The organism is Aeromicrobium sp. PE09-221 (assembly GCF_002174305.1).
Classification (GTDB): domain Bacteria; phylum Actinomycetota; class Actinomycetes; order Propionibacteriales; family Nocardioidaceae; genus Aeromicrobium.
Window position 1 is genome coordinate 75,721 of sequence record NZ_MIJB01000007.1, and the last position, 25,783, is coordinate 101,503.

Genomic DNA, 25,783 nt, shown 5'->3' on the forward strand with positions numbered 1-25,783 from the left:
CGGCCGATACGATAGGGCCCATGAGCCTCGTCCGCGCCTTCACGACCCTTGTGGCCGCTGTGGCCGCCGTCCTCATCGCGACTGCCGGACCGGCGGCCGCCTCGACCGCCCCTTACACCTGGGAACAGGACGAGCCGCTCAGTACGCTGTACGTCGTCGGCATATTCGCGGGTGTCCCACTGGCGCTGTTCGTGGTCATCTGGATCTTCGCCGCCGCGACCGCCCGCAACAACTACGTCCCCCCGGCTCCGTCCACGGAGCTCGAGAAGGTCGACGCGGACCACTGACCCGCTCCATGAGGAAGGCCCCCGCCGGCGGCGGGGGCCTTCTGCATTCCCACGACTCGTGTCGCAGCGGAGTTGGGGACGAACGATGATGCGTTGCGGCTGCCAGGACAACCGCAACGCATCATCATCGGTCGGGGCTTCGCCCAGCGAGCTCGCTCAGTTGACCGCGCGGGCACGCAGGGCGCGGGCGAGGTCGTCGCGGCCCTCCTTGACGTACCGCAGTGCCGCGGCGGGCGCCTGATTGTCGGCGAGCCACGCATCGACGCGATCGAGCGTGTCCTGCGAGGGATCGGCAAACGGGAACAGGTAGATCAGCGCGATCTGACCGATCCACACCCCCTGCTCGTCGATGATCGTCTCGGCCATCTCCAGGTAGCGCTCGACATAGGGAGCCAACAGCTCGCCCTGCCCGTGCACCTGGAAGGACGCCGCGATGCTCCGCCGCGTCTCGTTCGGGGTGGCCGGATCGATCGCGACCTTCTGCCAGGCGGTCTCCTTGGCCTCGGGCACCGGGCGGATCGCCAGCGCACCGGCACCGCGCTCGCGGCCGGCATTGGTCGGATCCCGGTCGATCTCCGCGGCGATAGCGGTCTCGTCGAGTGCTCCGAGGCGGGCGAGCGAGGTCACCAGGGTCCAACGCAGATCGGTGTCGACCGTGAGCCCGTCGACGCCGTCCTGCAGGATCTCTCGCACGCGGTCCGGAGTGCTGGCCGCGGCGGCGAGCGCGCGAGCGAGGGCGAGCTGGTGGTCCGTGCCGGGCTCCGCCGAGGTGAGCAGCTCCCACAACCCCTCCTCCCAGGTGCGTGACAGCTCATCGCGCCGGGCATCGGAGGTGAAGGACGAGACCGCCGTCGTTCCCTGGCGCAGCAGTGACCCCACCGCGGTCAGATCGCCCTCGGTTCCCACACCGGACAACACCAGCCGTATGAAGTCGGCTGAGCCGAGCTCGGCGTCGCGGGTCATGTCCCATGCCGCGCCCCAGCAGAGTGCTCGGGCCAGCGAGTCCTCGATCGCCCCGATGCCGCCGAGCAGGGTCGCGAAGGACCGCTCGTCGAGGCGGATCTTGGCATAGGTGAGGTCGGCATCGTTCAGCAGCACGAGATCCGGCTGCTGCCTGCCGACGAGCTCGGGGATGTCAGTGAGCTCGCCCGCGATGTCGACCTCGACCGCGTCCGTGCGCACGATGGCGCCGTCCACCTCGTCATACAGTCCGATCCCGATGCGGTGACGGCGTAGTGTCGGGAAGTCCGGATGTGCGGACTGCTCGACCGCGAACGAGGTGAACCGGCCCTCGTCATCGGTCTCGAAGCGGGCGCGCAGGGTGTTGACGCCCGAGGTCTGCAGCCACTCGGCCGCCCACGAGTCCAGCTCTCGTCCAGATGCCGTCTCCAGCTCGACGAGTAGATCGCGCAGTTCCGTGTTGCCGTAGGCATGCTTGGTGAAGTAGGCGCGCAGGCCGGCGAAGAAGTCCTCTTCGCCCACCCAGGCGACCAGCTGCTTGAGGGCCGACGCCCCCTTGGCATAGGTGATGCCGTCGAAGTTGGCCTCGACGGCGTGCAGGTCGTAGTTGTCGGCGGCGATCGGATGCGTCGAGGGCAGCTGATCCTGCCGGTAGGCCCAGTTCTTGCGGGCATTGGTGAAACCCGTCCAGGCATCGGCGAAGCGCGTGGCGTTGACCTGGGCGTGGTGGGAGGCGAACTCGGCGAAGGACTCGTTGAGCCACAGGTCGTCCCACCACTTCATCGTCACGAGATCGCCGAACCACATGTGGGCCATCTCGTGCAGGATCGTGTTGGCGCGCTGTTCGTAGGCGGCGACAGTCTGTCGGCTGCGGAAGATCAGCTCGTCGCGGAAGGTCACGCAGCCGGCGTTCTCCATCGCGCCCATGTTGTACTCGGGAACGAAGAGCTGGTCGTACTTGCCGAAGGGGTAGCCCATCGCGAAGACGCGCTCGAAGAAGGCGAAGCCCTGCTTCGTGATCTCGACGATGTCGTCGGCATCGAGGTGCTCGACGAGGGACTGCCGGCAGAAGACACCGAGCGGGATCTCGCCGTACTCGCCGGCGTACGTGTCACGTACGACGTGGTACTCGCCGGCGACGAGGGCCGTGATGTAGGTGGACATGCGCGCTGTCGGCTCGAAGTGCCAGACGGCGACGCCCTCGCGGACGGGCTCGGGCCCCGGGGTGGGGGAGTTGCTGACGACCTGCCAGTGCGCGGGAGCGGTCACGTGGAAGGTGAACTCGGCCTTCAGGTCCGGCTGCTCGAAGGTGGCGAAGACGCGCCGGGCGTCCGGCACCTCGAACTGCGTGTAGAGGTAGACGCGGTCGTCCGTCGGGTCGACGAAGCGGTGGAGTCCCTCGCCGGAGTGCGAGTAGGCGCAGGTCGCCTCGACGCGCAGTTCGTTCTCGGCGCGCAGATCCGGCAGGGGAATGCGGCTGTCGGCGTACGTGGCGGGATCGAGCGACGTGCCGTTGAGGGTCACTGCCGAGACCTCGGCCCCCACCAGGTCCACGAACGAGGACGATCCGGGCACCGCGCCGAAGCGCAGCGTCGTGACGGAGCCGAAGCGCTCCGGACCGGTGGTGAGGTCGAGCTCGACGACGTAGGAGTCGGTGGAGACGACGGCCGCGCGCTCGGCGGCCTCGTTGCGCGTCAGGTTGGTTCCGGGCATGAGTTCACTCTTTCACGAACCCCCCACCGGCTCATCACACGGCGTGAGCCGCGACGGACGCCCGGATGTCAGCGCCGCGGTCCGCCGTCGGCGACCCGGCCACTGGCGAGACGCCACAGCAGGGGCACACCCCGCTCGTCGGTGCTCATCCGGTCATCGACCCTGGCCTCTACGGGTGATCGCGTCGTCGGCCGTCGCTCGTACCACTCATGACCGGACCTGACGGCGGGTCTCATGCATGTCGCTCGGATCGGCCTGAGGTCCCTCGTGGGGCAGGATGGACGTATGGACATTCCCTTCGCCGCGTCCGAGCGGTCGAGCGTGGGCATCGAGTGGGAGCTCGCTCTCGTCGACGCCGACTCCGGTGACCTGCGCCAGGTGGCGCAGACCGTGCTCGACGCGGTGGCTCCGGCCGGCGGGGGAGAACACCCCAACGTCCGGCAGGAGCTCCTGCTCAACACGGTCGAGGTGGTCTCCGATGTCCGCCGCACGGTCGCGGAGGCGGGGCGCGACCTGCAGCGTGCGATCGATGAGATCCGCGCGGTCACCGATCCGCTGCGCGTCGAGCTCATGAGCGCGGGCACCCACCCCTTCGCCCGCTGGGACAACCAGCGCGTCACCGATAAGGAGCGCTATCAGACGCTCATCGACCGTACTCAGTGGTGGGGCCGACAGATGCTCATCTACGGCGTCCACGTGCACGTCGGCATCGAGGACCGCGACAAGGTCCTGCCCATCAGCAACGCGATGCTCGCCTACTACGGCCATCTGCAGGCCCTCAGCGCGTCGTCACCGTTCTGGGGCGGCAAGGAGACCGGGTACGCCTCCAATCGTGCGCTCATGTTCCAGCAACTGCCCACCGCGGGGTTGCCCTTCCACTTCCGTGAGTGGGCCGAGCTGGAGCACTATGTCCAGGACCTCACCACGACGGGCGTCATCGACATCTTCGATGAGATCCGCTGGGACCTGCGCCCGTCGCCGAAGTTCGGGACGCTCGAGGTGCGGGTGTGCGACGGCATCCCGACGATGCGGGAGCTGCTCGCCACCTCGGCGCTCACGCACTGCCTCGTGGAGTACTTCTCCGGCGAGCTCGACGCCGGTCGGGAGCTGCCCGATCTGCCGCCGTGGTTCGCGCAGGAGAACAAGTGGCGCTCCGCGCGGTACGGCATGGACTCCTGGCTCATCCTCGACCAGCACGCCAACGAGGATCTCGTCACGGCCGACCTGGCTCGCCTGGTCGAGAGGCTCGCCCCGGTCGCGGAGCGGCTCGGCTGTACCGACGAGCTCGGCCACGTCGAAGAGATCGTGCGGTACGGCCCCTCGTACGAACGGCAGCGTCGCGTCGCCGCGGCCCACGACGGACGACTCGACGCGGTGGTCGGCTCGCTCGTGGACGAGATGCGAGCCGGGCACCCGTTGCCGGTGAGGTGAGACCGCGTCGGCGTCGCCTCATAGGTGCGCAACGGCCGGCATCTGCCGTGCGTCCTCGCCGACTCGTCGACCCCATGCAGGCCCGCTGTCGCTCCCGCGGGCGGCCGGAGGACACCGCCGAGCAGCCGGCTGGAGCCGCCGACGTGGCCGGCCCGCACGAGCGGGCGATCGCGAAGCTGAGGTCGTGGGCGATGCGCTCGAAGCGCCGCAGTGCGCCGGGATCGGCCGAACCGGCGGACCCGAGTGCGGCGTCGGCGGCCTGGCCTTCCGGATCGGAGCTCGTCGCACGAGGGGGTCGTCACGAGTGTGAGAACCGTGGGAATGCCGAAGGTGGTGCCGATGGTTGCACTACGGTATGAGCAATTCACCTGAGACCGTCGACTTCTGGTTCGACCCGTTGTGCCCGTGGGCGTGGATGACATCGCGGTGGATGCTGGAGGTGGAGCAGGTCCGCGATGTTCGCACGCGATTCCGCATCATGAGCCTCGCCGTGCTCAATGAGGACAAGGACATCCCGGAGGACTACCGCGAGATGCTCAAGACCGCGATGGGCCCGGTGCGCGTGTGCCAGGCGGCGGCCGACCATGCGGGACCGGATATCCTGCGAGACCTCTACACGGCACTCGGAAACCGGCGTCATCCCGGCGGTCGTGACTACGATCGCGAGGTCTTCGTCGAGGCATTGGAGGAGGTCGGACTTCCCGCATCGCTCGCCGATGCCGCCGATGATCCGCAGTACGACGATGCCATCCGCGCATCGCATGCGGAGGGCATCGGATTGGTGGGTGAGGAAGTCGGCACGCCGGTCATCGCGATCGCGGGAACGGCCTTCTTCGGTCCGGTCTTGAGCCCGGCGCCGAAGGGTGAGGAGGCCGGCAAGGTGTGGGACGGTGCGCGTCTGCTCGCCGGCTACGAGGGCTTCTTCGAGCTCAAGCGCACGCGCACGCGCGACCCGATCTTCGACTGACCGCGTCCCCGGTGGCGGTAGCTCGTCAACCTTTCGCTCCCGCTGGAGGTGGACCATCGACGTCATCGCGACCCGGATGGGGTTGATGGCCTACCTCCACCGTGGTCGGCCGCCGCCGTCGGGATGCTCGAGACCGGTGAGTGGGCGACTCCTTCGGCTGGAAGGCGGGTTGGGATACTGGGGCTATGCGCGTTCACCTCGCGGCGGATCACGCCGGCTTCGAACTCAAGACCCATCTGATCGCCTGGTTGACGGAGAACGGCCACGAGCCGGTGGACCACGGCGCCTTCGAGTACGACGCCGAGGACGACTATCCGCCGTTCTGCGTGGCTGCCGCCGAGGCGACCGTCGCCGATCCGGGCTCGCTCGGCCTCGTCATCGGGGGCTCGGGCAATGGAGAGCAGATCGCCGCCAACAAGGTCAAGGGCGCCCGCGCGGCCCTCGCGTGGAGCGTGGAGACCGCAGAACTGGCGCGTCAGCACAACAACGCCCAGATCATCGGTATCGGCGCGCGGCAGCACAGCGTCGAGGAGGTCGAGGCGATCGTCGCGGCCTTCCTCGCGACGCCGTGGAGCGAGGCCGACCGGCACCAGCGACGCATCGATCTGCTCTCGCGCTACGAGGAGACCGGCGCGTTTGCCTGAGGGACACACACTCCACCGGCTCGCCGGGGAGCTCACAGAGGCGTTCGGCGGCCATACGATCTCGTCGGGATCTCCGCAGGGCCGCTTCGCCGGTGCCTCGGCGCTGGACGGTCGTCTCCTCGATCATGCCGAGGCGTGGGGCAAGCACCTCTTCGTCGACTTCGGAGATGTCGCCGAGCAGGTCCACATCCATCTGGGGCTCTACGGCTCGTTCCGCATCGCCGCCGGGGTTCCCGAGGTCATCGGACAGGTGCGTTGGCGGGTGAGCGATGGGACGACGACGGCCGATCTGCGCGGTCCGACCGCCTGCGAGCTGCTCACCCCTGCCGAGGTCGAGACCATCCTCGATCGCCTCGGTCCCGATCCGTTGCGCGATGACGCCGATGCGGGCGCCTTCATCGCGCGGGTCCTGCGGTCGCGCGCGGCGATCGCGACCCTGCTGATGGACCAGTCGGTGATCGCAGGGGTCGGCAATGTGTACCGCGCGGAGGTGCTCTTCCGGCACGGGATCGACCCCTTCACGCCTGGCCGGGAACTTCCGGTGCCCGTCCTCGAGGCGATCTGGGCCGATCTCGTGCTCCTCATGCGCGAGGGCGTACGGACCGGCCGGATCGACACCGTACGGCCCGAGCACGAGCCCGAGGCGATGGGGCGCCCCCCGCGCCAGGACGATCATGGCGGCGAGGTCTATGTCTATCGCCGCGACGGCCAGCCGTGCTGGATCTGCGGTGAGCCGGTGCTGACCCGCGTCGTAGGGGCCCGGAACCTGTTCTGGTGTCCCGGCTGTCAGCCCTGATACCCGCGCGCCGGCGGGGGACGGATGGTGATGCATCGGGGTCGCCAGGGCGACCCGGATGCATCGAGTTCCGAGAAGGTCTGCACCGGCGGCGATGCGTGGTGGCTGTCAGAGCGACCGCAACGCATCATCATCCGTCCCCACCGATGCGGACGTGAGCACGAGATTGAGGACATCTGCCTCTGCCGCTGGGGCGGAATCGTCGTGATACTGAGCACGTGACCCCTGCACGATCGATCCCTCGGGCGGTCAGCACCGTGCCCGTGGCGCTCATCGTCGCGGCCTGGCTGCCGGCCATCGCGGCCGTCGCGACCGCAGTGGTGGCCCAGCAAGACTGGTCCCCGACCCTCCGGCTGGTCGTCACCGCGATCGTCTACGGTCCGGTAGCCGCGATCGCGCTCGGTGCGGGACGGCGCGATGTCGCGCTCATCCTGGGCGGACTCGCGGTCACCAGCGGCCTGCTCGCCTTCGCGATTCTTCTGGGCCAAATCGATGCCACCGTGGTCGACATCCAGATGGTGGCCATCGTGGCGCGTCAGCCGGAGATCGCCGCGCTGGCGATCCTGCCGTGGCTCCTGGTCCGGCATCATCCACGGGCACGCCGCCTCGGCGTCGGCGCCGGGGTGGCGGCGATCGCGCTCGACCTCGGGATCTGGACGGTCGGACGGGCGGACCCGGTGTCACTCGAGATCGTGGTGTTGCCGCTGTTCCTCGCCCTCGGCAGCTTCCTCGCCGCCGGGGCCACGCTGGCGACCGAATGGCGGCGGTATTCGGAACGTCGGCGTGAAGCGCTTGCTTGGTCCGGTGCGGGTGCAATGCTGCTCGCCCTGAGCTACGCGAGGATCTTCGTGGATGGTCCTAGTGCGGCGACGGTGGTGGGAGACGCCGGATTCGTACTGGCTCAGGGATTGCTTCCGGTGGGGATCGTCGCGCTGGCCGCCGGCTCGGGCCGCCGCTCTCGGCCAGCCGGTCCGCTGTTCACCACGATGGTCTGGGTGCAGTCGCTCGCCTTCGCGATCAGCCTCTACCTCCTGGTCGGCGTGATCGCCGTGGCGTCCGGGATGTCTCCGGCGCTCGCCGGTGCGTGCGCCGCCGCGGCTCTGGCACTCGTCTTCAGTTCGATGATCGGGCTCGTCCGTCGACGAACCGGCCGGATGTACTACGGCGACGGCACCGACGTGCGTGCGGTGTTCGGTCTGCTCGGCGAACGCATCGCCGGGGCCGATGAGGAGGCGGGGGTCGCCACGCTCGCCGAGTCGCTGCGCGAGGTCTGGGGGCTCTCGTCGGTGACCATCACCCCGGCCCATGACGGACACTCGTCCCTCCCGGCGGGTGAGGACGGCTACCGGCTGTGCCAGGAACTGGTGGTCGACGGGCGGAGCGTCGGGGCGATCACGTTGACCGGTCCGGATCCGATGGTGCTCGACGATGTGGTGATGCCGCTGCTCCATCGCATCGGACCCCTTCTCGGTGTCGCGGTGCTGTTGGCACAGGTCAACCACGAGGTGGCGGCCACCCGTTATCGCACGATCCGGGTGCGTGCGGAGGAGCGACGGCTGCTGCGGCGGGAGTTGCGTGACGAGCTGGCTCCCGCGCTCGCCGGCATCGCCTACTCGATCACCGCCGCGCGCCGATATCTCGGCACTGAGCCGGGGGAGGCGCGACGACGGATCGCCGCGGTGCGCGACGACGTGGCCGACCAGGCGGAGGCGATACGGCGCCTGGCGCGCAGCATGCTTCCGGCCGCCCTCGATGCCGGCGACCTCGACGGCGCATTGCGCGAACTGGCCGCCCAGTTCACCGATGGCCGGCAGACGGTCGTCGTCTCGGCGGCCGGCACCGACACCCTGGAGTCGAAGACGCAGCTCGTCTGTTATCTGCTGGCCGCCGAGGCGGTATCGCACTCACGACGGCTCGACTCCTCGATCGCCGTGGAGCTGCAGGTCCGGCCGTCCGAGGAGCACGCATGGCTCCGTATCGGGCTCACCGGGGATGAGGCCGCGGCGAGTGCCCGAGAGTCGCTGCTCGGCGCCCTCGGTGTCCACGCCACCGAGCTCGGCGCCACGGTGACCACCGAGGGCGAGGCGCTCACCGTGGCGGTGCCGCGATGAGCCCCCGGAAGGTCTGTGCGGCCGCGGTGTGGGTCGTCTCATGGGGTTTCGCTATCGCTGCTCTCGCACTGGGCTGGTTCGCCGACACCGGATCGGAGCCGCTACCGGGGGTCTTCCTCTCGCAGGCACCGCCGGAAGTCCGGGCGGTCTTCGGCAGCATCGGAGTGACTGTCGCGCTCGTGTACGGTCCGGTGAGCGCCCTGATCCTCGCCCGCCGTCCGCATCCGGTGGGCGTCATCCTCGCGGTGCATGCCGTGGGCTCGGGGATCGCCACCTTCGGCGTGCAGTGGGGTTCGCTCGGAGCAGAGCATCCCGGCCTTCCGCTCTGGGGATTCTTCGCCTTCGCCGCCGGCTGGGGCTATGTACCGGGGACGTTCATGACCGCCGTGCTGCCGTTGCTCATCACCGACGACCGGCTCACGACGGGACGTCGGTTGCTCATCGGCTCGTGTGTCGCGGCGGCGGCGGTCACCTTCGCCGCCAGCCTGATCCAGCAGAGCGTGCCCGTGCCGGTGAATCCCTTCGCGATCGACATCCCCTGGCTCCAGGCTCGACTCTCGGATATCTACACGGTGCTGACCGTGGTCATCGTCGGTGAGTCCTTCCTGGTATGTCTGCTGCTCGCACGGCGGTGGCGGGGAGCGACCGGACGTGCCCGCACCGGGCTCGGCTGGCTGACCCTCGGGCACTCCTTCCTGACGCTGTCCTATCTCGCTCTGGTGGTTCCCGCCGGGCTCGCGCCTCCTGCCTGGGTGGTGGAGTTCGGTCTCATCGCCCCCGTCGTGGGCCAGGTCCTCTATCCCGCGGCGATCCTCGTGGTCGTCCTCGGACAGCGGCTCTGGGGGATAGAGCTCGTCGTGAGCCGGGTGACGCTGTGGGCACTGTCGAGTATCGCCGGTGTCTCGCTCTACCTGTTGATCGTGGTGGTGGCGCCGCGATGGATTCCCGGGGCGGGCGGGTTGTGGTTCCTGGCGCCGCTGGTGATCGCGGTGGCGATCCAGCCGATGCGCCGCTGGTTGCAGCGACGTATCGACCAGCTCATCTACGGCGAGGGGGCCGACCCCGAGGCGTTGCTGACACGGCTCGGAGACCGGCTGGGAGAGATCGAGGCGGGGGCCGCCGGGTTGCGAGAGCTGTGCGAGGCGTTGCGCCGTGTGCTGAGGCTCGGAGCCGTCGAGGTCACCTCGAGGGCCTCGGCGCTGAGCGCCTCCACGGGACGTCCTGCGGGTGCGCCGGCCAGGATCGAGCTCGGGAACCCCTCCGAGCCGATCGGGGTGCTGCTCGTGTGGCCGGTGGAAGGCCAGCGGCTGGACCGGCGCAGCCTCTCGGTGCTCTCCGATGTCGCGGGCCTGTTCGCGGTCGCCGTCCGGTTGGCGGAGTCCCATGGCTCCCTGGAGCGGGCCCGCGCCGACCTCGTGGCATCGCGTGCGAACGAACGACGATCGGTCAGGCGCGAGCTTCATGACGGTCTCGGTCCTTCCCTGGCCGGGATCGGCTTCGGGCTGGCGGCCGCCGAGAACCTCGCCGCCCGGCGACCCGAGAAAGCCGGTGAGCTGCTCGCCGAGCTGGCCGAGGACCTGGATCGCCGGATCCGCGATGTCCGCACCCTCGTCGACGAGGTCATCCTCTCCCCGGTGACGGGCACGTCGCTCGAGGTGGCAGTCCGTGAACTGGCGGCTCGTTTCGACTCCGAGCGGCTCCGCGTGCGGTCGGAGGTCGCTGAGACGGGTCCGCTCCCGGTCGAGGTCCAGCGGGCGTTGTACTTCATCACGGCCGAAGCTCTGGCCAATGCCGCCCGGCACGGTGGGCCCAGCAGGATCGACGTGCTGATCGCGTGGCGGTCCGAGGAGATCACGGTGACGGTCACCGACGACGGGAGCGGGGTCGCGGCCGACGCGGTGCCCGGTGTGGGGATGAGATCGATGTCCGAGCGGGCCGCGGAGCTGGGCGGCGAGCTCCAGGTCCGGTCGGCCGACCCCGGCACCCGGATCACCGCCGTCATTCCGGCGCGACGACCCGTGGCCGACACGGAGGTGTGCTGATGAGTGAACCGCGGGTGATCGAGGTGGTGGTGGTCGACGACCATCCCCTGTTCCGGCGGGGCATCACCTCCTTGCTGGAGACCTTGGAAGGGGTCCGCGTGGTCGGTTCGGCCTCCTCCGTCGCCGAGGCGATCGAGGTGGTCGAGCGCACGCGTCCGGCGGTGGTGCTGATGGATCTCGATCTGGGCGATGGACAGAGCGGTATCGATGCCACCCGGTCAGTGGTCCGTCGACAGCCCGAGATCGCCGTTCTCGTGCTCACGATGCTCGGCGATGATCAGTCCTTGTTCGCCGCGATGTCGGCGGGCGCGCGCGGGTATCTCCTGAAGGTCGCCTCGCCCGGCGAGGTCGAGCGGGCGATCAGGGCGGTGGCCGACGGGGACGTGCTGTTCGGTGGGGACGTGGCGGCGCGCGCCGTGGCCTTCATGCGAGGGGCTCCTACTGCCCAGCGGCCTTTTCCCGAGCTCACCGAACGCGAACGCGAGGTGCTTCATCTGGTGGCGCGGGGCCTTGACAACGGTTCGATCGCGCGGACCCTCGTGCTCACCAACAAGACGGTGCGCAACTACGTCTACGGCATCATCACGAAGCTCGACGTGCCCGACCGCAGCTCGCTGATCGTGCTGGCGCGCGAGTCGGGCTTCGGCAGCTAACGATCGTCGGTCCAGACCGGGGTCCGATGTCCCGGGCAGATTCAGGACATCGCCATCTAGGAGGCGGGACGCCGGGCCGCAGAGGGTGGACGTGTCGCGGAATCAGCCGCATAACACGAAAGAAGCGAGTCCATGTCCACTACCTCAGCATCCCCGAGCGCGGCCGTCGGCCGCGGCATCGGGCCCGATGAACCCCCACGTCGCCGCATCACCCTCTGGCCTCTCTGGGCGAGCCTGGCCGGCGCCCTCGGCTGGATCGGCACCATCGTCTTCGATGTCCGGCCGCCGGCCGAGACCGAGGCATGGAAGAAGGGCGAGGACTATCTCGTCACCGCGGCCGACATGTCGACGCTCGATGTCGTCACGGGCCGGATGGGCTGGACGGCCGGGCTGGCGTCTGTCGCCGCGCTTCTGGTCTTCTGTGCGTGCTGGCGTCGCTCGGTCGAGAGCCGCTACGACTCGGCAGCGGCCCGCGTCGTCACGCTCGGAGCGACGGCGACCGCCGGCGCGGCTCTGCTCGGATACGCCTGGAAGGGCGCCCTGGCCAACTATCTCGGCCCGGAGTCGGGTCTCTATGACGACGAAGGCCTGTTCATCTACTACATCCTGACCGATTTCGGGGCTTATCTCCCGTGGTTCGGTGTGCTCGTGTCAGCCTTCGCGGTGGTCTGGATGGCCTTCGCCGAACGTCTGGTCTCGCGAGTCCTCGGTGCTGTCAGCGCGGTCTTCGCGGTGGGGCTCACCGCCCTCATGCTGGCCATGGGTGTGCCGGGAATCCCGGGCACGCTGATCCAGATCTGGTTGGTCATCGCGGGTATCTGGCTGGCCGTGGGCCGCAGCCGGGTCATCATCGGGGGATCGGATCGATGAGGCGTGGTCGCGCGACCGCCTGGGTCGGTGGAGTCAGCGTGCTGCTGGCACTGACGGCGTGCTCTTCACCGGCGGATGACACGGCTGAAGAGGACCGTGACGAGGTTGTGGTCGAGGACACCGCCGACGGCGTCGAGGTGCCCGCAGAGTGCCGGGAGGCCTATGCCTACGCCGCTGCCGGAGGGAGCCTGGACGATATCGAGGCACTGCCGGATGGCTGGCCGGCGGCGCCGGGTGGTTCCACACTGTGCGTCACCGCCGATGGAGGTTCGGTCGAGACCGCCTCGTATGTGACGGCCGCCCCCATCGAGGAGGTGCTGGCGTACTACGAGCGGGAGCTGGCCGGGGACTACGAGGTCGTCCGTGTGGACGGTGCGGAGAACGGCACCGGATACGACTCGCTGGACGGCAGCGGGGAGGCGATCGGGTTCCAGATCCGCGAGAGCGATGGTGGCTTCGTGATTGCCTTCGTCGGCGGAGATGAGAGCGAAGGAGAAGAGCAGTGAGACATCGTCGGCATCGAGAACGCGGACGGTATCGCTTCGCCGCGACGACCGGCCTGGTGCTGGTCGCGTTGCTCATGGGCAGCGGCCTGCTGCCCGCCGTGGCGGGTGAGCAGATTCCCGAGCTGCAGACCGAGGTGCCCGCCGCCGACGTCATCGAGGAATGGGAAGCTGAACCGGCGCCGGAACCAGAGCCCGTGCTCGAGGAGCCGGCCGATCCCGCATCCGAGCCGGGGCCCGATCCCGCATCCGAGCCGGGGCCCGATCCCGCATCCGAGCCGGGGCCCGATCCCAAGCCCAAGCCGGAGCCCGATCCCGCACCTGAGCCGGAGCCCGAGCCGACGGCCGAAGCCGAGATGGGGCAGAAACCGGACGCCGGCCCAACCGATGACGAGCCCTCGGCAGAGACCGATAACTCGGCCGAGCTCGTCGCTGAGGGCATTCCGCCGGGGGTGACCCGCAGCCACTGGTTCACCGTGGAGAACGCGACGCGGATCCATGCGCTCATCGCGGCCAGGAGCACCGATGTGCAGGCGCGGATCGTCAGTGTGAGCGGTCAGTCTTCACCCTGGGCGCCACCGGGGCGTCTCACCACCTTCATCCCGAGTGCTCCTCCGGTCACCGGCAGCTATCGTCTCGACATCCGCAACCGGAGCAACGAGACCGTCGACATCAGTTACGAGATCTTCGCCGACGACGTAGGCCCGGTGCAGATCAGCGCGCAGGTCACCGGGGACCAACGGTGGCTCGGGGTCACCACCCGGCTGGTCCGTGCCGATGGCACGCCCGTGACCGGCGCTCAGGTGAGCGGCACGATCGGCGACTCGGACGGCAGGCAGTATCCCTTCGAGATGAGCGATAACCGGGACGGTACGTATACCTACCGCAACGGCAATGTGCCGGACGGCAGCTACGTGGTCGGTGTCGTGGCGGTCGTGGACGGAGTCGAATATCGCACGGCCAGCGGCGGCCGGGTGGTCGGCGGTGCTGAGCCGCCGCAGGTGCTCTTCAGTCTGTCGAGGGAGCCGAATCCGCGCGGCTGGTACACCCAGAGCGTCCGCGCCGATTTCTTCGCCCTCGATCCCGACGGGGTCGACTGGGTCCGGTACAAGGTGGGTGACGACGACACCGGTGAGGCCGCCGGAAATCACGGCTTCGTGATCATCGACTCCGATGGTGTGCACGAGGTGCTGGGCTGGGCGATGGACAGTTGGGGCAATGTCTCCGAGCCGGTCAACCGTACGGTGCGCGTCGACACCACCGCGCCCGAGACGGCCCTCAACGGCGCGCTGAGCCGCGCCCGGGTCAACCAGGGAGAGCCGGCGACGGCGGACTTCAGCTGCCACGACTCCGTCTCCGAGGTCGAGAGCTGCCTGATCCGGTTCGGCAACGGCGAGCCCCGGGAGTCCGGTCAGCCGATCGATACCTCGGCAGCGGGCAGGCTCGACTATGAGGTGATCGCGGTCAACGGCGCTGGGCTGGAGACCACGACGAAAGGGCATCTCGAGGTGGTCGGCGACCGCGTGCCGCCGATCGTCGTGCTGCAAACGGAGCCGGCACCGAATGCCCAAGGCTGGCACAACAGCGCCGTGAACGCGGTGGTCAGCGCGGCCGATGCGCAGACCGGCGTGGCATGGATCGAATACCGGGTCGGTGACGGCGCCTGGGTGCGCGTGCCCGAGGACGAGGCACGGTTCACGGTCGACACCGAGGGCGAGAACCGGATCCTCTTCCGGGCCGCCGACCAGGCGGGCAATGTCACGATGGACCATCCTCGCCAGATCGACGTCGATACGGTCGCGCCGCGGGTCGTCATCGATTCGGGTCTCGATGGTCGCGTGGTGTGGCAGGGAGCGATGGTGACCGCCTCGTTCGACTGCACGGACGAGGTCTCCGGTGTCGAGAACTGCGTCGGATCGACACCGCACGGTACGGCAGTGCCCACCGACACGCTCGGCTCCCACGCGCTCAGCGTGACGGGCACCGATCACGCGGGCAATGTTCGCGTCGCCCGGGCCGTCTACACCGTCGTGGGCGATGATGTCGAGCTGCCGGAGGTCACCGCGACACCGCTCACCAGTCCCGGTCCCGGTGGCTGGTGGGACGGTGATGTCGAGGTGGATCTGGTCGCGGGTGGCAGTGCCCGCACGGTCCATTGGTCGCTCGGGGGTGTCTCCACGGGCGAGGGGGCCGCGGACGAGCTCGCCACCGTGCCGATCAACACCCCTGGTGTCACGCGGCTGACCTATTGGGCCGAGGACGAGCAGGGCCAGCGAGGCGAGCGAGGGGAGTTGACGGTGTCGATCGACGACACCCAGCCGGCCATCGAGCTCGCCGGAGTGCTCCACAGCGGGCAGACGTCCCGTGGCGCGGACGTGTCGGCGGAGTTCAGCTGCGTCGACGCGGAATCGGGGGTCGATTCCTGTCTGCTGCGGTTCGACGACGGTGTGGAGCTGATGCCGGGGGAGCGGATCGACGCCTCCGAGGTGGGCAGCAGGGGGTTCGAGGTCATCGCTCGCAACGGAGCAGGTGCGGAGCTCACGAGAGCCGGAACGTTGGTGGTGTCCACCGATGACACGACGGCCCCGGCACTGGAGCTCACCACCGAGCCAGCCGCGTCAAATGCGCGAGGCTGGTTCCGACGGGACGTGACGGTCTCGATCGCGGCCAGCGATGCCGGCAGCGGTGTCGCCTGGCTGGAGCACCGGGTCGACGACGGTCCGTGGGTGCGGGCGAACGGTTCGCGAGTCGATGTCCCGGTGACCGGTAACGGTGTCACGACGATCGGGTACCGGGCGGCCGACGTCGCGGGCAATCGGACCGGCGAACGTACGCGGGAGGTTCGCCTGGACAAGGCCGGTCCACGGGTCACGGTTGATCCGTCGATCGATGGCGCGCGGGTCGAGCAGGGTGCGGGACTGACCGCGGTCTTCGCGTGCACCGATGAGCACTCCGGGGTCGACACCTGCGTTGGTTCGATGCCCAACGGCGCGCCGCTGCCGACCGATGAGATCGGGACATTCGAGCTCGTCGTGACGGCTACCGACCGGGCTGGCAATCTGACCCGGGCCGTCGCGGCCTACACGGTGGTGCCGCCGGGGGTGCCGGCAGCCAGCGCTCAGCCCGATCGCCCGACCCATCGCGACTGGTGGAATGACGAGGTGCGCATCACGCTGCGGACGCTCCCGGAAACCGGGGCTGCCACGGTGCACTGGGAACTCGAGGGTGCCCAGAGCGGCAGCGGTTCGGCGGAGCGGGAGACGGTCGTGACGGTCAGCGCCGAGGGCGCCTCGGTGCTGCGGTACTGGGCCGAGGACGCCGAAGGCGGGTCCGGGGAACCGGTGCGCTTCGACGTGCAGATCGACCGCACACCGCCCGAGATCGGCTACGAGGGTCTCCCCGCGGGTGACCGCCCGCTGACGGTGGAGCGGGATTCGGCGGTCGTCGTCGAGGCCGTCTGCTCTGATGGCGGCGGTTCGGGACTCGACAGTTGCGACTCGCCGCTGGTGGGCGGGATGGCGCTTCCGACCGATCAGCTCGGGGAGTTCCGTATCCCGTCCTTCGCCGCGGATATCGCCGGCAACGAGACGACCGATGAGTTGGTCTATCGGGTGGTCGATGCCCCGGTTGAAGAGCCCCAGGAACCCGGCGATCCCGGCGACGCGGGTGATCCCGCCGGGCCGGGCAGCCCCGGTGACGCCCCCGGCGGGCCCGGTGGCGCTCCGGCACCGACGGGGAAGGGAACGGGCGCCGGATCGCTTCCGTCCACCGGTGGCCAGGCGACGTTGCTGGGGATCGCTCTGGCGACCATGACGCTATTGGGCGGTTCGCTCCTGCGGCGCGAGCGGAGGCGCTGACCGGTCGTCCGGGCCCGCGGGCGGGTGTCCTCGATCGGAGGCTCCCGCCCGCGGGTGACCTCGCGCGGTAGATTGCCAGCATGCCGAAGATCCAAGGACGTACCCTCACGGAGCATCGTGCTCGCGTGCGCCGGCAGGTCTTCGAGGCCTTCGCCGAGTTGGTGGCCGATCGTCCCTACGATCAGGTGACGCTGGCGGAGATCGCGAGCGCGGCGGGAGTGAGCCGGACGGCGATCTACAACCACTTCCCCGACAAGGAGTCGATCGTCCTGGCCTTCGCGGCCGATGAGACCGATCGCTATCTCGAGGAGCTCGATGAGGCCCTCGACGGTGTCGAGGATCCAGTAGCTGGGCTGCGCATCTACGTCGAGCATCACCTGAGGATGCGACAGTCCCTGCACTTCGGTCTCGGTCCGGCGCTTTACGGAGTGCTCTCGGCCGACTCGATGGTCGAGATCCGCAAGCACGTGCGGCTCGTGGAGCGAGCGGTGCGCGCGCTGTTGCATCAGGGAATGGCGGCCGGCGTCTTCCAGGTGGAGGACGTCGATACCACCATCGCGCTCATCCACGCGACCCTCCAGGTGGGTCCCTCGGTCGACGCCGAGGTGGCCGCGGCCTTCGTGCTGCGCGCCGTCGGCGCGCGTTGAACCGCTGGGCCTGGCGCTGAGGTTAGGCATACCATAGAATCGTGGGGAAGCTGACACGCTGTCGCTATTGACATGACGAGATGTCAGATTAATATGACGTAGTGTCACTTAATCGCTCGACAACTCCGGAGACGCCATGACCCTCACCGCAACCGAACCGCTCTCTACCCTGTTGCGCGACGGCTCGAAGGCCGAGCACACCTCGGCCGAGGGATCGTCCTTCATGTCGGTCATGCTGGAAGGTCGGATCAGCCCGGAGGGCTACACCGCCTACCTGTTGCGTCTCCAGCGTGTCTACACGGCGCTCGAGTCGGTCGCCCGACGACTCGACGGCGATCCGATCGCGAGTGCCGTGATCGATCCGGCCCTGGAGCGCAGTGCAGCCCTCGCGGCGGATCTGGATCACTGGGCCGGGCCCGACTGGCGCGAGATCGCGCTCGAGTCTCCGGCGACGCAACGCTATGTCGAGCGCATCGAGGCGTCGTCATCGTGGGGCGGCCTCTTCGTCGCCCATCACTACACGCGGTACCTCGGAGACCTCTCCGGCGGTCAGGCCATCGGTCGGATCCTGGGACGCGCTTATGGGCTCGAGACCACCACCGGAGTGGAGTTCTACGCGTTCGACGCGATCGCCAAGCCCAAGCCCTATAAGGACGCCTACCGGGCGCGTCTGGACGCACTGCCCTTGGATGGCGCGGAGCGGCAGCGCATCCTCGACGAAGTCAAGGTCGTCTTCGGTCTCAACGAGGCCGTCTTCTCCGAGCTGTCCGCCGATCTGGATCGCTGGACGCGTTGATCCGTCCCGGTGACACGGGTCGCCGGATAGAGTTCGTGCGTGGGCAAGATCGAGGGGACGTGGTGGGCATCGGTTCGCCGCCTAGACGACCGGATTGCGGCATGGCGCCTCGGTAGCGGCCAGGGCCAGTCGGGGGTGCTCTCGCTGCTCATCGTGGCGACCGTACTGATCTTCTTCGCCTCTGTCGCCTGGTATCACGTGTTTCCGGCGGTGACCTTCCTCGTGCCGATCGTGGTCGGTGGGTTGCTGCTGAGGTGGAAACCGCTCGCTACTCTCACGGCGGTGGCGCTCATCGGCGCCGTCGCCGCCGCGGCGATGGAGACGGGACGCTCGGGCTTCGCCACCGGGCGGGTCGCGACGGTGGCGATCATCGTCCTGGTCGCCCTCCTCCAGCTGTACATGGCGCGAATCAACCGCAGTGAAGTCCCTGCTCCCTTGGGGCAGCACATGCTGGCGGAGCTGCGTGACCGTCTCCATGCCCAAGGCGATGTCCCAGAGTTGCCGGCGGGGTGGCGCGCCGAGCAGCAGATCCGCTCGGCGAGTGGTACCAGCTATGCCGGCGATTTCGTCGTCGCTGATCTGTCTCCCGATGGACGTCGGCTCGAGCTCATCCTCGTCGATCTCTGGGGCAAGGGCGTCGCGGCCGGTACCAAGTCATTGCAGGTCGCCGGGGCCCTCGGCGGGCTCATCGGCTCGCTTCCCCCGCTGGGCCTCGTGGCCGCGGCGAACGACTACCTCCTGCGTCAGCGCTGGAATGACGGCTTCGCGACGGCCGCCTATGTCATCATCGACCTCGCGACGGGTCGTTACTCGATCGTCAACGCGGGACATCCGCCCGCGCTGAGATGGTGCTCGCGGACCAATCTCTGGCGGGTGGACGAGGCGACGGGCATGGCGCTGGGCGTCACGTCACGACCGGAGTTCTCGCCCAGCGAGGGCGTGCTCGAGCCGGGTGAGGCGCTGATGCTCTACACCGATGGCGTGGTCGAGACCCGCGATCGCGATATCGCCGGTGGCATCGCCTGGCTCCAGGACACCGCCAGGGCGGCCATCCGCCAAGGCTTCCAAGGAGCTGCGGGACGTGTGCTGGACCGCGTGCCGACCGGCGATGACGATCGCGCGCTGCTCATGGTCGAACGTCTGGACGCGCGCTGATCGCTCGCATCAGAGGACGGCGATCAGCACCAGCAGGGTGAGCACGAGGACGATCGCCCCGATGATGCCGAAGACGCCGGCGAGCCCCCGTCGCTTCTGCGGCTGATGGCCGATCGCCCCGCGGGTGAACTGGTGGTAGGGCGGGGCATAGAAGACCGGGACCGCTCCGTGCTCGGGGACCTCCACGTCGATGCTGGCTCTGCCGTAGGTGAGCATCCACTGGCAGTCGACCTCGATGAAGGCGCGTCCCGGAGGCATCGCGATGCGATTGGTTCCGTAGGACACGCGCGTGGGGTAGCCGTTGATGCGGACCGACGGGGTCACCGGGGTCGCGGTGACGGCCGAGCCCTGCAAGGTCAGGTCGATGAAGCCGGTTGGCGCATGGGGTGCGGGGCCTGGGAGGGGATCGGACATGACTCCGCAGCGTGGCAGCGATCAGCCGCTGAGGCAAGCAGCCGCGCTGTGGAGGGGTGAAGCAGGGGTGAGTTCCGCGCTTTCGGCTCGAGGACGGACATATCGGTGTCATCCTCGATGTCTCGGCCGAAAAGGGAGGACTATGACGATCGCGCTGGTAGCCTTCTCGGTCCTGCTGGGCCTGAACGCCGTCCTCCTGGCGGCCCTCTACCTGCGCTATCGACGAGAGAACCGGCGGTAGCGCGCGTGACATCGTCGGGGGATGGAGACCGACCCGGCGACGCGAGAGTAATGCCCGCGGTGTACGGGATCGGGTGGAGGAGTGACCGCCGACCGCCCCCACCCACTCACTCGGGGCCGGTGGTGCTCACCCGCGGATCTCCAGGATGGGTACGACACGAAAAGGCTCCCGAACCCTTGGGTCCGGGAGCCGGCGGAGCGGAAGACGGGACTCGAACCCGCAACATTCTGCTTGGAAGGCAGAGACTCTAGCCAATTGAGCTACTTCCGCGCGCTGCTGAGGCAGCGCGTTCATTCTGCCATAGACGACCAGAGCATCGGTACGCAGCCCGCTCTCGGCAACCGCAGCCACCGGATTCGCCGAACCGGCGATGGCCTCGCGATGTCGGTGCTGGCCGTTAGTTCGTGTCGAGGAGCGCGCCCGATATATCGACCGAGGGGTCATGGACCTCTTCACAGCCACCGCCGACGAAGCTCACCGTGAGGGTTGCTGCGACGCGGGACGAGAGGACCCGTTCCTCCGCAGCGTGCCCAAGAGCGCCAAGGTCGAACCATCCCGGCGCCGCGGTCAGTCCGTGCGGACGAGGATGTCGGCGGCGGCCGGGGTGTGCTCGCGGCCGAGATGGCGCCTCTCCTGCTCGGCCCAGACGGACCACCAGGGGCGATACGTCTCTCCGTCGCGGGCGAGCGCGCGGTGGCGACGTGTGGCCTCGTCGGCCTCCAGCCAGACCAGCAGGCTGAGGAACGGACGGATCGCCGCGGAACCCGAGCCGACGCCGTCGACGATGAGCAGCGGGCCCGGGGCGATGGTGAGCGGCACACCTCTGCGATCGTGGATCCAGTCCCAGCGATGCGCCCTGCCGAGCTCGTCGACGGCGAGGGCCGCAAGGACGTCGCGGAGCATCGGCACCGCCGGTTCCAGCCCGTGCCACCCCGGATAGATCTCCTCGAGGGGGAACACCGGAGCATCGAGGCGATCGGCGAGCCGATGCGCGAACTCGGTCTTGCCCGCGCCACTGCGGCCGTCGATCGCCACCACGCGGGTGCGGCCGCAGGCAGGTTCGCGGCGTAGCAGGGTCTCGGCGACATGGTCGACGGCATCGGTCACTCCTCGATCGTGCCACGCGCCCTCATAGCCACCTGCTTCACGAAGTGTCAGGGGCGATAGGCTGTGAAGCCGGTGCTCGCTGAGCGCCGCCGGGATGTAGCGCAGCTTGGTAGCGCATCCGCTTTGGGAGCGGAGGGTCGCAGGTTCAAATCCTGTCATCCCGACGTTTGCGTACCCTTCGCCGTGGGTCGACACGGCGAAGGGCGAGAGCCCCTCTTCGTGGCGAAGGAGGCGGGATGTCGCTGCTTCACGAGATCTCCGACGAGCTGACCGTTCGTCTGGACGTGCCGGTCGGCATCTCCGACCTGTCTTTCGACACCCTGGCTGCGGGGCCTCATCCGCTGGATGTGGACTGGGTGCGTCGCGAATCGCTCATCGGCCGCGTCGCCCCGCGTACATCGCAGCAGTACTTCGCCGAGCGCGGCGTCGTGCCCGATGCGACCGGACCCGTGCGCACGGATGCCGATCCCGAGGCGGGGATCACGGCACGCTGGATCATCCCCGCCCGCTGGAAGGATCGCACGCAGGGTTACATCTGGATCATCGACGATGACGAACGGCTGACCCATGCGGATGCCGCCGAACTCATGAGCGAGGCCGGACGCGTGGGGGAGTACCTCTACCGGCGCGCCAGCTGGCTTCGGGATCGGGCGGACAGCGTCCGCCAGCTCGTCACCGGCAATCGTGGTGCCCTGCATGACACCGCGGCTCACTTATACGAGACCGCCGGTTATCGGCCCGGTCCGGTCATGGTCGCCGTCGTCGCGGTGCGTGCTGCCGAACCTGAGCTCCTGCTTCCCGCCGATCTGCTGGACGGGCCGTTTCCGGGGAGCGGAAGCGGCGAGGTGTGGCGCTATGTCGACGGGCGTCGCGCCGTCCTCCTGTTCGGCCCAGGCAGCATCGGCACTGAGGCCGTGGCGCGCACCGCCGAACACGTGAGGGATGTGACCAACCGGCAGCTCGGCGGACGCGGTTCGGCAGTCGTGGGGATCGGTGGGAAGGCGGACAGCCTCGTCGCGGTCGACACCGCCTTCCGGCAAGCACGGCTGGCGGCCCGGGCGGCGCTCTATCTGCCGCGATTCGAGGACATTGCCCGGTGGGACCGTCTGGGCGCCCTGCGGATGGTGCTCAGCATCCCCGACCGTTACCTTCCCGAGACCCTGGACCCGGGTGTGGCGAGTCTGTTCGATGACTCGGCCTTCCTCGCCGAGACGCTGGAGATCTACTTCGCCACCGGAGCCAATGTCGCCGAGACGTGCCGGGCACTATCGATCAGTCGGGGCACCGTCTACTACCGATTGCAGCGCGCTGAGACCATCTCCGGTCTGAGCTTGAAGGACGGTCAGGACCGTCTCACCCTCGAGGTGGGGCTCACCGTCAAACGGATCATCGACGGGCTCGCCGCCGATCCTTTGGCCTCGGTCGCGCCTCCTTCGTCATAGCTGCCGTCCCAACCCGACGCGATTGGACACCTGTGTGACATCGGTCGAAGAGATTCTGTACAGGAGCCTCACGCCAGCGGTGTCCTGGGCTTCCTACCATCGACTAGCCCTGCTGTGACGACCCGAGGAGAGCAAGACGATGGCCCCAACCGAGGGCGACCAGCCGCTGGTGAGGATCGACGGCCTCCGCAAGTCCTACGGTGAGCACACCGTCCTCGACGGCATCACCCTCGATGTCAACGCCGGGGACGTCGTCGCGCTGATCGGTCCCAGCGGTGCCGGCAAGAGCACGCTGCTGCGCTGCGTCAACTACCTGGAGATCCCCGACGAGGGCGTCATCGAGCTCGAGGGGGTTCCGACAGCCGCCGCCCCGAGTGCACCCACCAAGTCCGAGTTGCTCGCTGTGCGTCGCAAGACCGGCATGGTCTTCCAAGGTTTCCATCTCTTTCCCCATCTCTCGGTACTCCGTAACATCACTCTGGCCCAGGAACTCGTCCTCGGTCGTTCCTCGGAGGACGCTGAACAGCGAGCATTGCAGCTGCTGGATCGTGTCGGGCTGAGGGAGAAGGCATCGGCGCGACCGACACAGTGCTCGGGCGGGCAGCAACAGCGGATCGCGATCGCTCGTGCTCTCGCCCTCGACCCCGTGGTGATGCTCTTCGATGAGCCGACCTCGGCCCTGGACCCGGAGGTCAGCGTCGAGGTTCTGCGCGTGATGCGCGAACTCGCCGACCTCGGCACCACGATGGTCGTCGTGACCCATGAGATGGGCTTCGCGCGGCGGGTGGCGGACCGAGTGGCGATGCTCGCGGGCGGGTCCCTCGTCGAACAAGGTGACCCCGCGACGATGTTCAGCGATCCGCAGCACGAGGTCACTGCTCGCTTCCTCAACGCGGTGTTCGACCGATGAACCAGCTCGACTGGGGTCGGGTCCTCGAAGCGATCGGCGCGGGTATCGGGTACACGGTCGGCCTCACCGTCATCGCTTTCCTCGGCGGGATGATCCTGGGATTCCCGGTGGCGCTGATGCGGGTCTCGCGGATCAGAGCGCTGCGCTGGATCGGTACCGCCTATGTGGAGATCTGCCGTGGGGTGCCGGTCGTGGCCTGGATGCTGTTGATCTTCTATGGACTGGCCGATCTCATCGGGACCGATCCGCTCATCGCCGCCACGGTGGCCTTGACGGTCGTGGCGACGGCCTACATCGCCGAGAACTACCGCGCGGCGCTCCTGCACGTGCCCCTCGGCCAGTGGGAGGCGGCGGTCTCCCTCGGGCTGACCCGCCGACAGCTCTTCTGGCGGGTCATCGCGCCCCAGGGGGTGACGATCGCCCTCGCCCCCTCGGCGACCTACGCGATCGGTCTGCTCAAGGAGTCCGCATTCGCGGCTGTCATCGGCGTGAGCGACATCGCCTTCCAGGCCCGCACGCTCACCCAGAGCGGCCAACCGGGACTGGCGACCTTCGCGGTCGCCGGTGCGGTCTATCTGCTGCTGAGCCTGCCGATCGCGGCTGCCGCACGCACCATCGATCGTCGGATGCGGACGAGGAGCGCGATGTGATGGAGTTCGTCACCGACCATCTGCCGACCTTATTGGGCGGCTTGCGCACGAGCGCCTGGCTCGCGCTGATCTCGATCGTGCTCGGTCTGCCCTGCGGGCTGTTGCTCGGTCTGATGGCCACCTCCTCGTTGGCGGTGGTGCGTTGGGCGACCTTGGTCGTGGTCGAGGTCTTCCGCGGCATCCCGATGTTGCTGCTCGTCTACTTCGTCTACTTCGGACTTCCCGGCGCCGGATTGAGCCTCGCCGCGGAGACGGCTCTGGTCGTCTCGCTCGTGGTGAGCGCTGCCGCCTACACCAGCGAGATCTTCCGGGCGGGCCTCCTCGGGGTCGCGCGCGGACACCGCGAGGCCGCACGCAGTCTCGGGCTGACCGGCTTCCAGGAGCTGCGCCACATCGTCCTGCCGCAGGCACTGCGAGCGGTGCGGCTGCCGATCATCTCTTTCAGCGTGCTGATCTTTCAGTACACCTCCGTGGGCTTCGCGATCGGCATCCCTGAGCTGCTGTCGCGGTCCTACGCGATCGGCTCGGTCACCTTCAACTATCTCGGGGTCTTCGTCTTGGCCGGCGTGCTCTACGCGACGGTCGCCATCGCCGCCTCAGGGCTCATGCACCTGGTGCGACGTGACCGAGCCCCTCAGGTGCTCCCGTTCTGATCGCTTCACTGTCCTACAAGGAGAAAAGATGACCATCACCCCACGACTGCTCGCCTCGAGCGCGGTGCTCGCACTCAGCGCGGGCTTCCTGTCCGCCTGTGGCTCGGATGCCGAGTCCACTGTCGCCTCGGACTGCGAGCCGATCGCGGAGGTCGAGACCGTCGAGGAGGGCGTTCTGACCGCGGCCGTCGCGGAATTCCCGCCCTATATCGGTGCCCAGGGCGGCAAGCCGACCGGCATCGACGGCGAGCTGTTGACCGAGATCGCTGAGCAGCTGTGTCTCGAACTCGACCTGCAGGTGACGTCCTTCCCGGCGATCACCTCGGCGTTGGAGTCCGGACGAGCCGACCTCAGCGCCGGTTCGTGGACGATCAACGAGGAGCGTCAGGAGAAGTTCGAGGTCTCCGATCCGGTGTATCTATCGCTGTTGTCGGTGGTGTCCGCCGATGGATGGAGCACCGTCGACGAGCTGGAGGGCAAACGAGTCGGCACCACGACGGGCTATCTGTGGGTCGATGATGTCCAGCAGATCCTGGGCGCCGATGCCCTTCGGCTGTATGAGTCCGAGCAGGCGGTCTACGACGACCTGAAGGCCGGACGTCTCGACGCCGGGCTGTTCACCGAAGGTGCGGTCGCGTACTACATGGACAGCGACGGTAACCCCGAGGGTCTGGAGAATGAGGTCATCGAGGCCGACGACCGGATCGAGATGACGGTCAACGAGCCCGCGACCGGCGTGCTGATCCGCAAGGGCGCCACGGATCTGCTGGATGCGGTCAACACCGTGGTCGCCGAGATGCAGACCTCGGGCACGCTCGAGGAGCTGCTGACCGGCGCCGGCATCTCGTCGGAGTCGGTGGTGCTCCCCGAGTAGGGACCGCCCAGCATCCTCGCTTGCGCGAAAGGGCCCGGACCGCGATTGTGCGGTCCGGGC

General features: G+C 68.5%; 22 protein-coding genes and 2 tRNA genes. 20 read left to right on the forward strand and 4 right to left on the reverse strand.

What is annotated here, in order from left to right; translation table 11 throughout:
* The first annotated feature begins 20 nt into the window (after nt 1–20).
* Complete coding sequence (locus BHE97_RS04060; protein WP_087622744.1) at nt 21–287, forward strand: hypothetical protein; 267 nt, start codon at nt 21–23, stop codon at nt 285–287.
* A gap of 156 nt (nt 288–443) precedes the next feature.
* On the opposite strand, the gene pepN is transcribed toward BHE97_RS04060, so the two are convergent.
* A complete protein-coding gene (gene pepN, locus BHE97_RS04065; protein WP_087622745.1) occupies nt 444–2,960 on the reverse strand; it encodes an aminopeptidase N in 2,517 nt (838 codons plus the stop codon).
* 285 nt (nt 2,961–3,245) lie between these two features.
* Here pepN and BHE97_RS04070 point away from each other — a divergent pair, with 285 nt between their 5' ends.
* The 13 genes from BHE97_RS04070 to BHE97_RS04135 all read left to right on the forward strand — a co-directional run bounded on the left by BHE97_RS04070 (nt 3,246) and on the right by BHE97_RS04135 (nt 19,432).
* Nucleotides 3,246–4,391: a glutamate--cysteine ligase gene (locus BHE97_RS04070; RefSeq protein ID WP_087622746.1), complete on the forward strand. Its 1,146-nt coding sequence runs from the start codon at nt 3,246–3,248 to the stop codon at nt 4,389–4,391.
* A 355-nt stretch (nt 4,392–4,746) separates the two neighbouring features.
* Nucleotides 4,747–5,358 (forward strand): DsbA family protein, encoded by a 612-nt coding sequence (locus tag BHE97_RS04075; RefSeq protein ID WP_087622747.1) that lies wholly within the window; start codon nt 4,747–4,749, stop codon nt 5,356–5,358.
* A gap of 185 nt (nt 5,359–5,543) precedes the next feature.
* A complete protein-coding gene (locus BHE97_RS04080) occupies nt 5,544–6,002 on the forward strand; it encodes a ribose-5-phosphate isomerase (protein ID WP_087622748.1) in 459 nt (152 codons plus the stop codon).
* Nucleotides 5,995–6,798 (forward strand): DNA-formamidopyrimidine glycosylase family protein, encoded by an 804-nt coding sequence (locus BHE97_RS04085; RefSeq protein WP_087622749.1) that lies wholly within the window; start codon nt 5,995–5,997, stop codon nt 6,796–6,798. Before BHE97_RS04080 ends, BHE97_RS04085 begins: the two co-directional genes overlap by 8 nt.
* 218 nt (nt 6,799–7,016) lie before the next feature.
* Nucleotides 7,017–8,909 (forward strand): histidine kinase, encoded by a 1,893-nt coding sequence (locus tag BHE97_RS04095; protein ID WP_087622751.1) that lies wholly within the window; start codon nt 7,017–7,019, stop codon nt 8,907–8,909.
* Nucleotides 8,906–10,951, forward strand: a complete 2,046-nt coding sequence (locus BHE97_RS04100; RefSeq protein ID WP_087622752.1) for a histidine kinase — start codon at nt 8,906–8,908, stop codon at nt 10,949–10,951. Before BHE97_RS04095 ends, BHE97_RS04100 begins: the two co-directional genes overlap by 4 nt.
* Nucleotides 10,951–11,604 carry a response regulator transcription factor gene (locus BHE97_RS04105; protein WP_087622753.1) on the forward strand — a complete coding sequence of 218 codons (654 nt, stop codon included), beginning with the start codon at nt 10,951–10,953 and terminating at the stop codon, nt 11,602–11,604. Before BHE97_RS04100 ends, BHE97_RS04105 begins: the two co-directional genes overlap by 1 nt.
* 132 nt (nt 11,605–11,736) lie before the next feature.
* The gene (locus BHE97_RS04110; protein ID WP_201791305.1) at nt 11,737–12,474 is read left to right on the forward strand and encodes a hypothetical protein; all 738 of its coding nucleotides are present in this window, start codon (nt 11,737–11,739) and stop codon (nt 12,472–12,474) included.
* Nucleotides 12,471–12,980, forward strand: coding sequence for a hypothetical protein (locus tag BHE97_RS04115; RefSeq protein ID WP_087622754.1), 510 nt, complete (start codon nt 12,471–12,473; stop codon nt 12,978–12,980). Before BHE97_RS04110 ends, BHE97_RS04115 begins: the two co-directional genes overlap by 4 nt.
* Nucleotides 12,977–16,834 carry an LPXTG cell wall anchor domain-containing protein gene (locus tag BHE97_RS20010; protein ID WP_087622755.1) on the forward strand — a complete coding sequence of 1,286 codons (3,858 nt, stop codon included), beginning with the start codon at nt 12,977–12,979 and terminating at the stop codon, nt 16,832–16,834. Before BHE97_RS04115 ends, BHE97_RS20010 begins: the two co-directional genes overlap by 4 nt.
* Before the next feature lie 80 nt (nt 16,835–16,914).
* The gene (locus BHE97_RS04125; RefSeq protein ID WP_087622756.1) at nt 16,915–17,481 is read left to right on the forward strand and encodes a TetR/AcrR family transcriptional regulator; all 567 of its coding nucleotides are present in this window, start codon (nt 16,915–16,917) and stop codon (nt 17,479–17,481) included.
* 136 nt (nt 17,482–17,617) lie between these two features.
* Nucleotides 17,618–18,277 carry a biliverdin-producing heme oxygenase gene (locus BHE97_RS04130; RefSeq protein ID WP_087622757.1) on the forward strand — a complete coding sequence of 220 codons (660 nt, stop codon included), beginning with the start codon at nt 17,618–17,620 and terminating at the stop codon, nt 18,275–18,277.
* 39 nt (nt 18,278–18,316) lie between these two features.
* A complete protein-coding gene (locus BHE97_RS04135; protein WP_087622758.1) occupies nt 18,317–19,432 on the forward strand; it encodes a PP2C family protein-serine/threonine phosphatase in 1,116 nt (371 codons plus the stop codon).
* A 9-nt stretch (nt 19,433–19,441) separates the two neighbouring features.
* Here BHE97_RS04135 and BHE97_RS04140 read toward each other — a convergent pair whose 3' ends face one another.
* From BHE97_RS04140 to BHE97_RS04150, 3 genes are all read right to left on the reverse strand, one after another.
* Nucleotides 19,442–19,846, reverse strand: coding sequence for a hypothetical protein (locus tag BHE97_RS04140; RefSeq protein ID WP_087622759.1), 405 nt, complete (start codon nt 19,844–19,846; stop codon nt 19,442–19,444).
* Between the two features lie 437 nt (nt 19,847–20,283).
* A tRNA-Gly gene (locus BHE97_RS04145) sits at nt 20,284–20,357 on the reverse strand.
* A 297-nt stretch (nt 20,358–20,654) separates the two neighbouring features.
* Nucleotides 20,655–21,194, reverse strand: a complete 540-nt coding sequence (locus BHE97_RS04150) for a hypothetical protein (RefSeq protein WP_087622760.1) — start codon at nt 21,192–21,194, stop codon at nt 20,655–20,657.
* Between the two features lie 90 nt (nt 21,195–21,284).
* Here BHE97_RS04150 and BHE97_RS04155 point away from each other — a divergent pair.
* The 6 genes from BHE97_RS04155 to BHE97_RS04180 all read left to right on the forward strand — a co-directional run bounded on the left by BHE97_RS04155 (nt 21,285) and on the right by BHE97_RS04180 (nt 25,723).
* Nucleotides 21,285–21,358: transfer RNA gene (locus BHE97_RS04155), tRNA-Pro, on the forward strand.
* 72 nt (nt 21,359–21,430) lie between these two features.
* Entirely contained in the window at nt 21,431–22,636 is a 1,206-nt protein-coding gene (locus BHE97_RS04160; RefSeq protein WP_087622761.1) for a helix-turn-helix domain-containing protein, read from the forward strand.
* A gap of 139 nt (nt 22,637–22,775) precedes the next feature.
* The gene (locus tag BHE97_RS04165) at nt 22,776–23,546 is read left to right on the forward strand and encodes an amino acid ABC transporter ATP-binding protein (protein WP_087622762.1); all 771 of its coding nucleotides are present in this window, start codon (nt 22,776–22,778) and stop codon (nt 23,544–23,546) included.
* Nucleotides 23,543–24,196: an amino acid ABC transporter permease gene (locus BHE97_RS04170; RefSeq protein WP_087622763.1), complete on the forward strand. Its 654-nt coding sequence runs from the start codon at nt 23,543–23,545 to the stop codon at nt 24,194–24,196. The genes BHE97_RS04165 and BHE97_RS04170 overlap by 4 nt, the downstream gene beginning before the upstream one ends.
* Entirely contained in the window at nt 24,196–24,849 is a 654-nt protein-coding gene (locus BHE97_RS04175) for an amino acid ABC transporter permease (protein ID WP_087622764.1), read from the forward strand. The genes BHE97_RS04170 and BHE97_RS04175 overlap by 1 nt, the downstream gene beginning before the upstream one ends.
* Before the next feature lie 28 nt (nt 24,850–24,877).
* Nucleotides 24,878–25,723: an ABC transporter substrate-binding protein gene (locus tag BHE97_RS04180; protein ID WP_087622765.1), complete on the forward strand. Its 846-nt coding sequence runs from the start codon at nt 24,878–24,880 to the stop codon at nt 25,721–25,723.
* Nucleotides 25,724–25,783 lie beyond the last annotated feature (60 nt).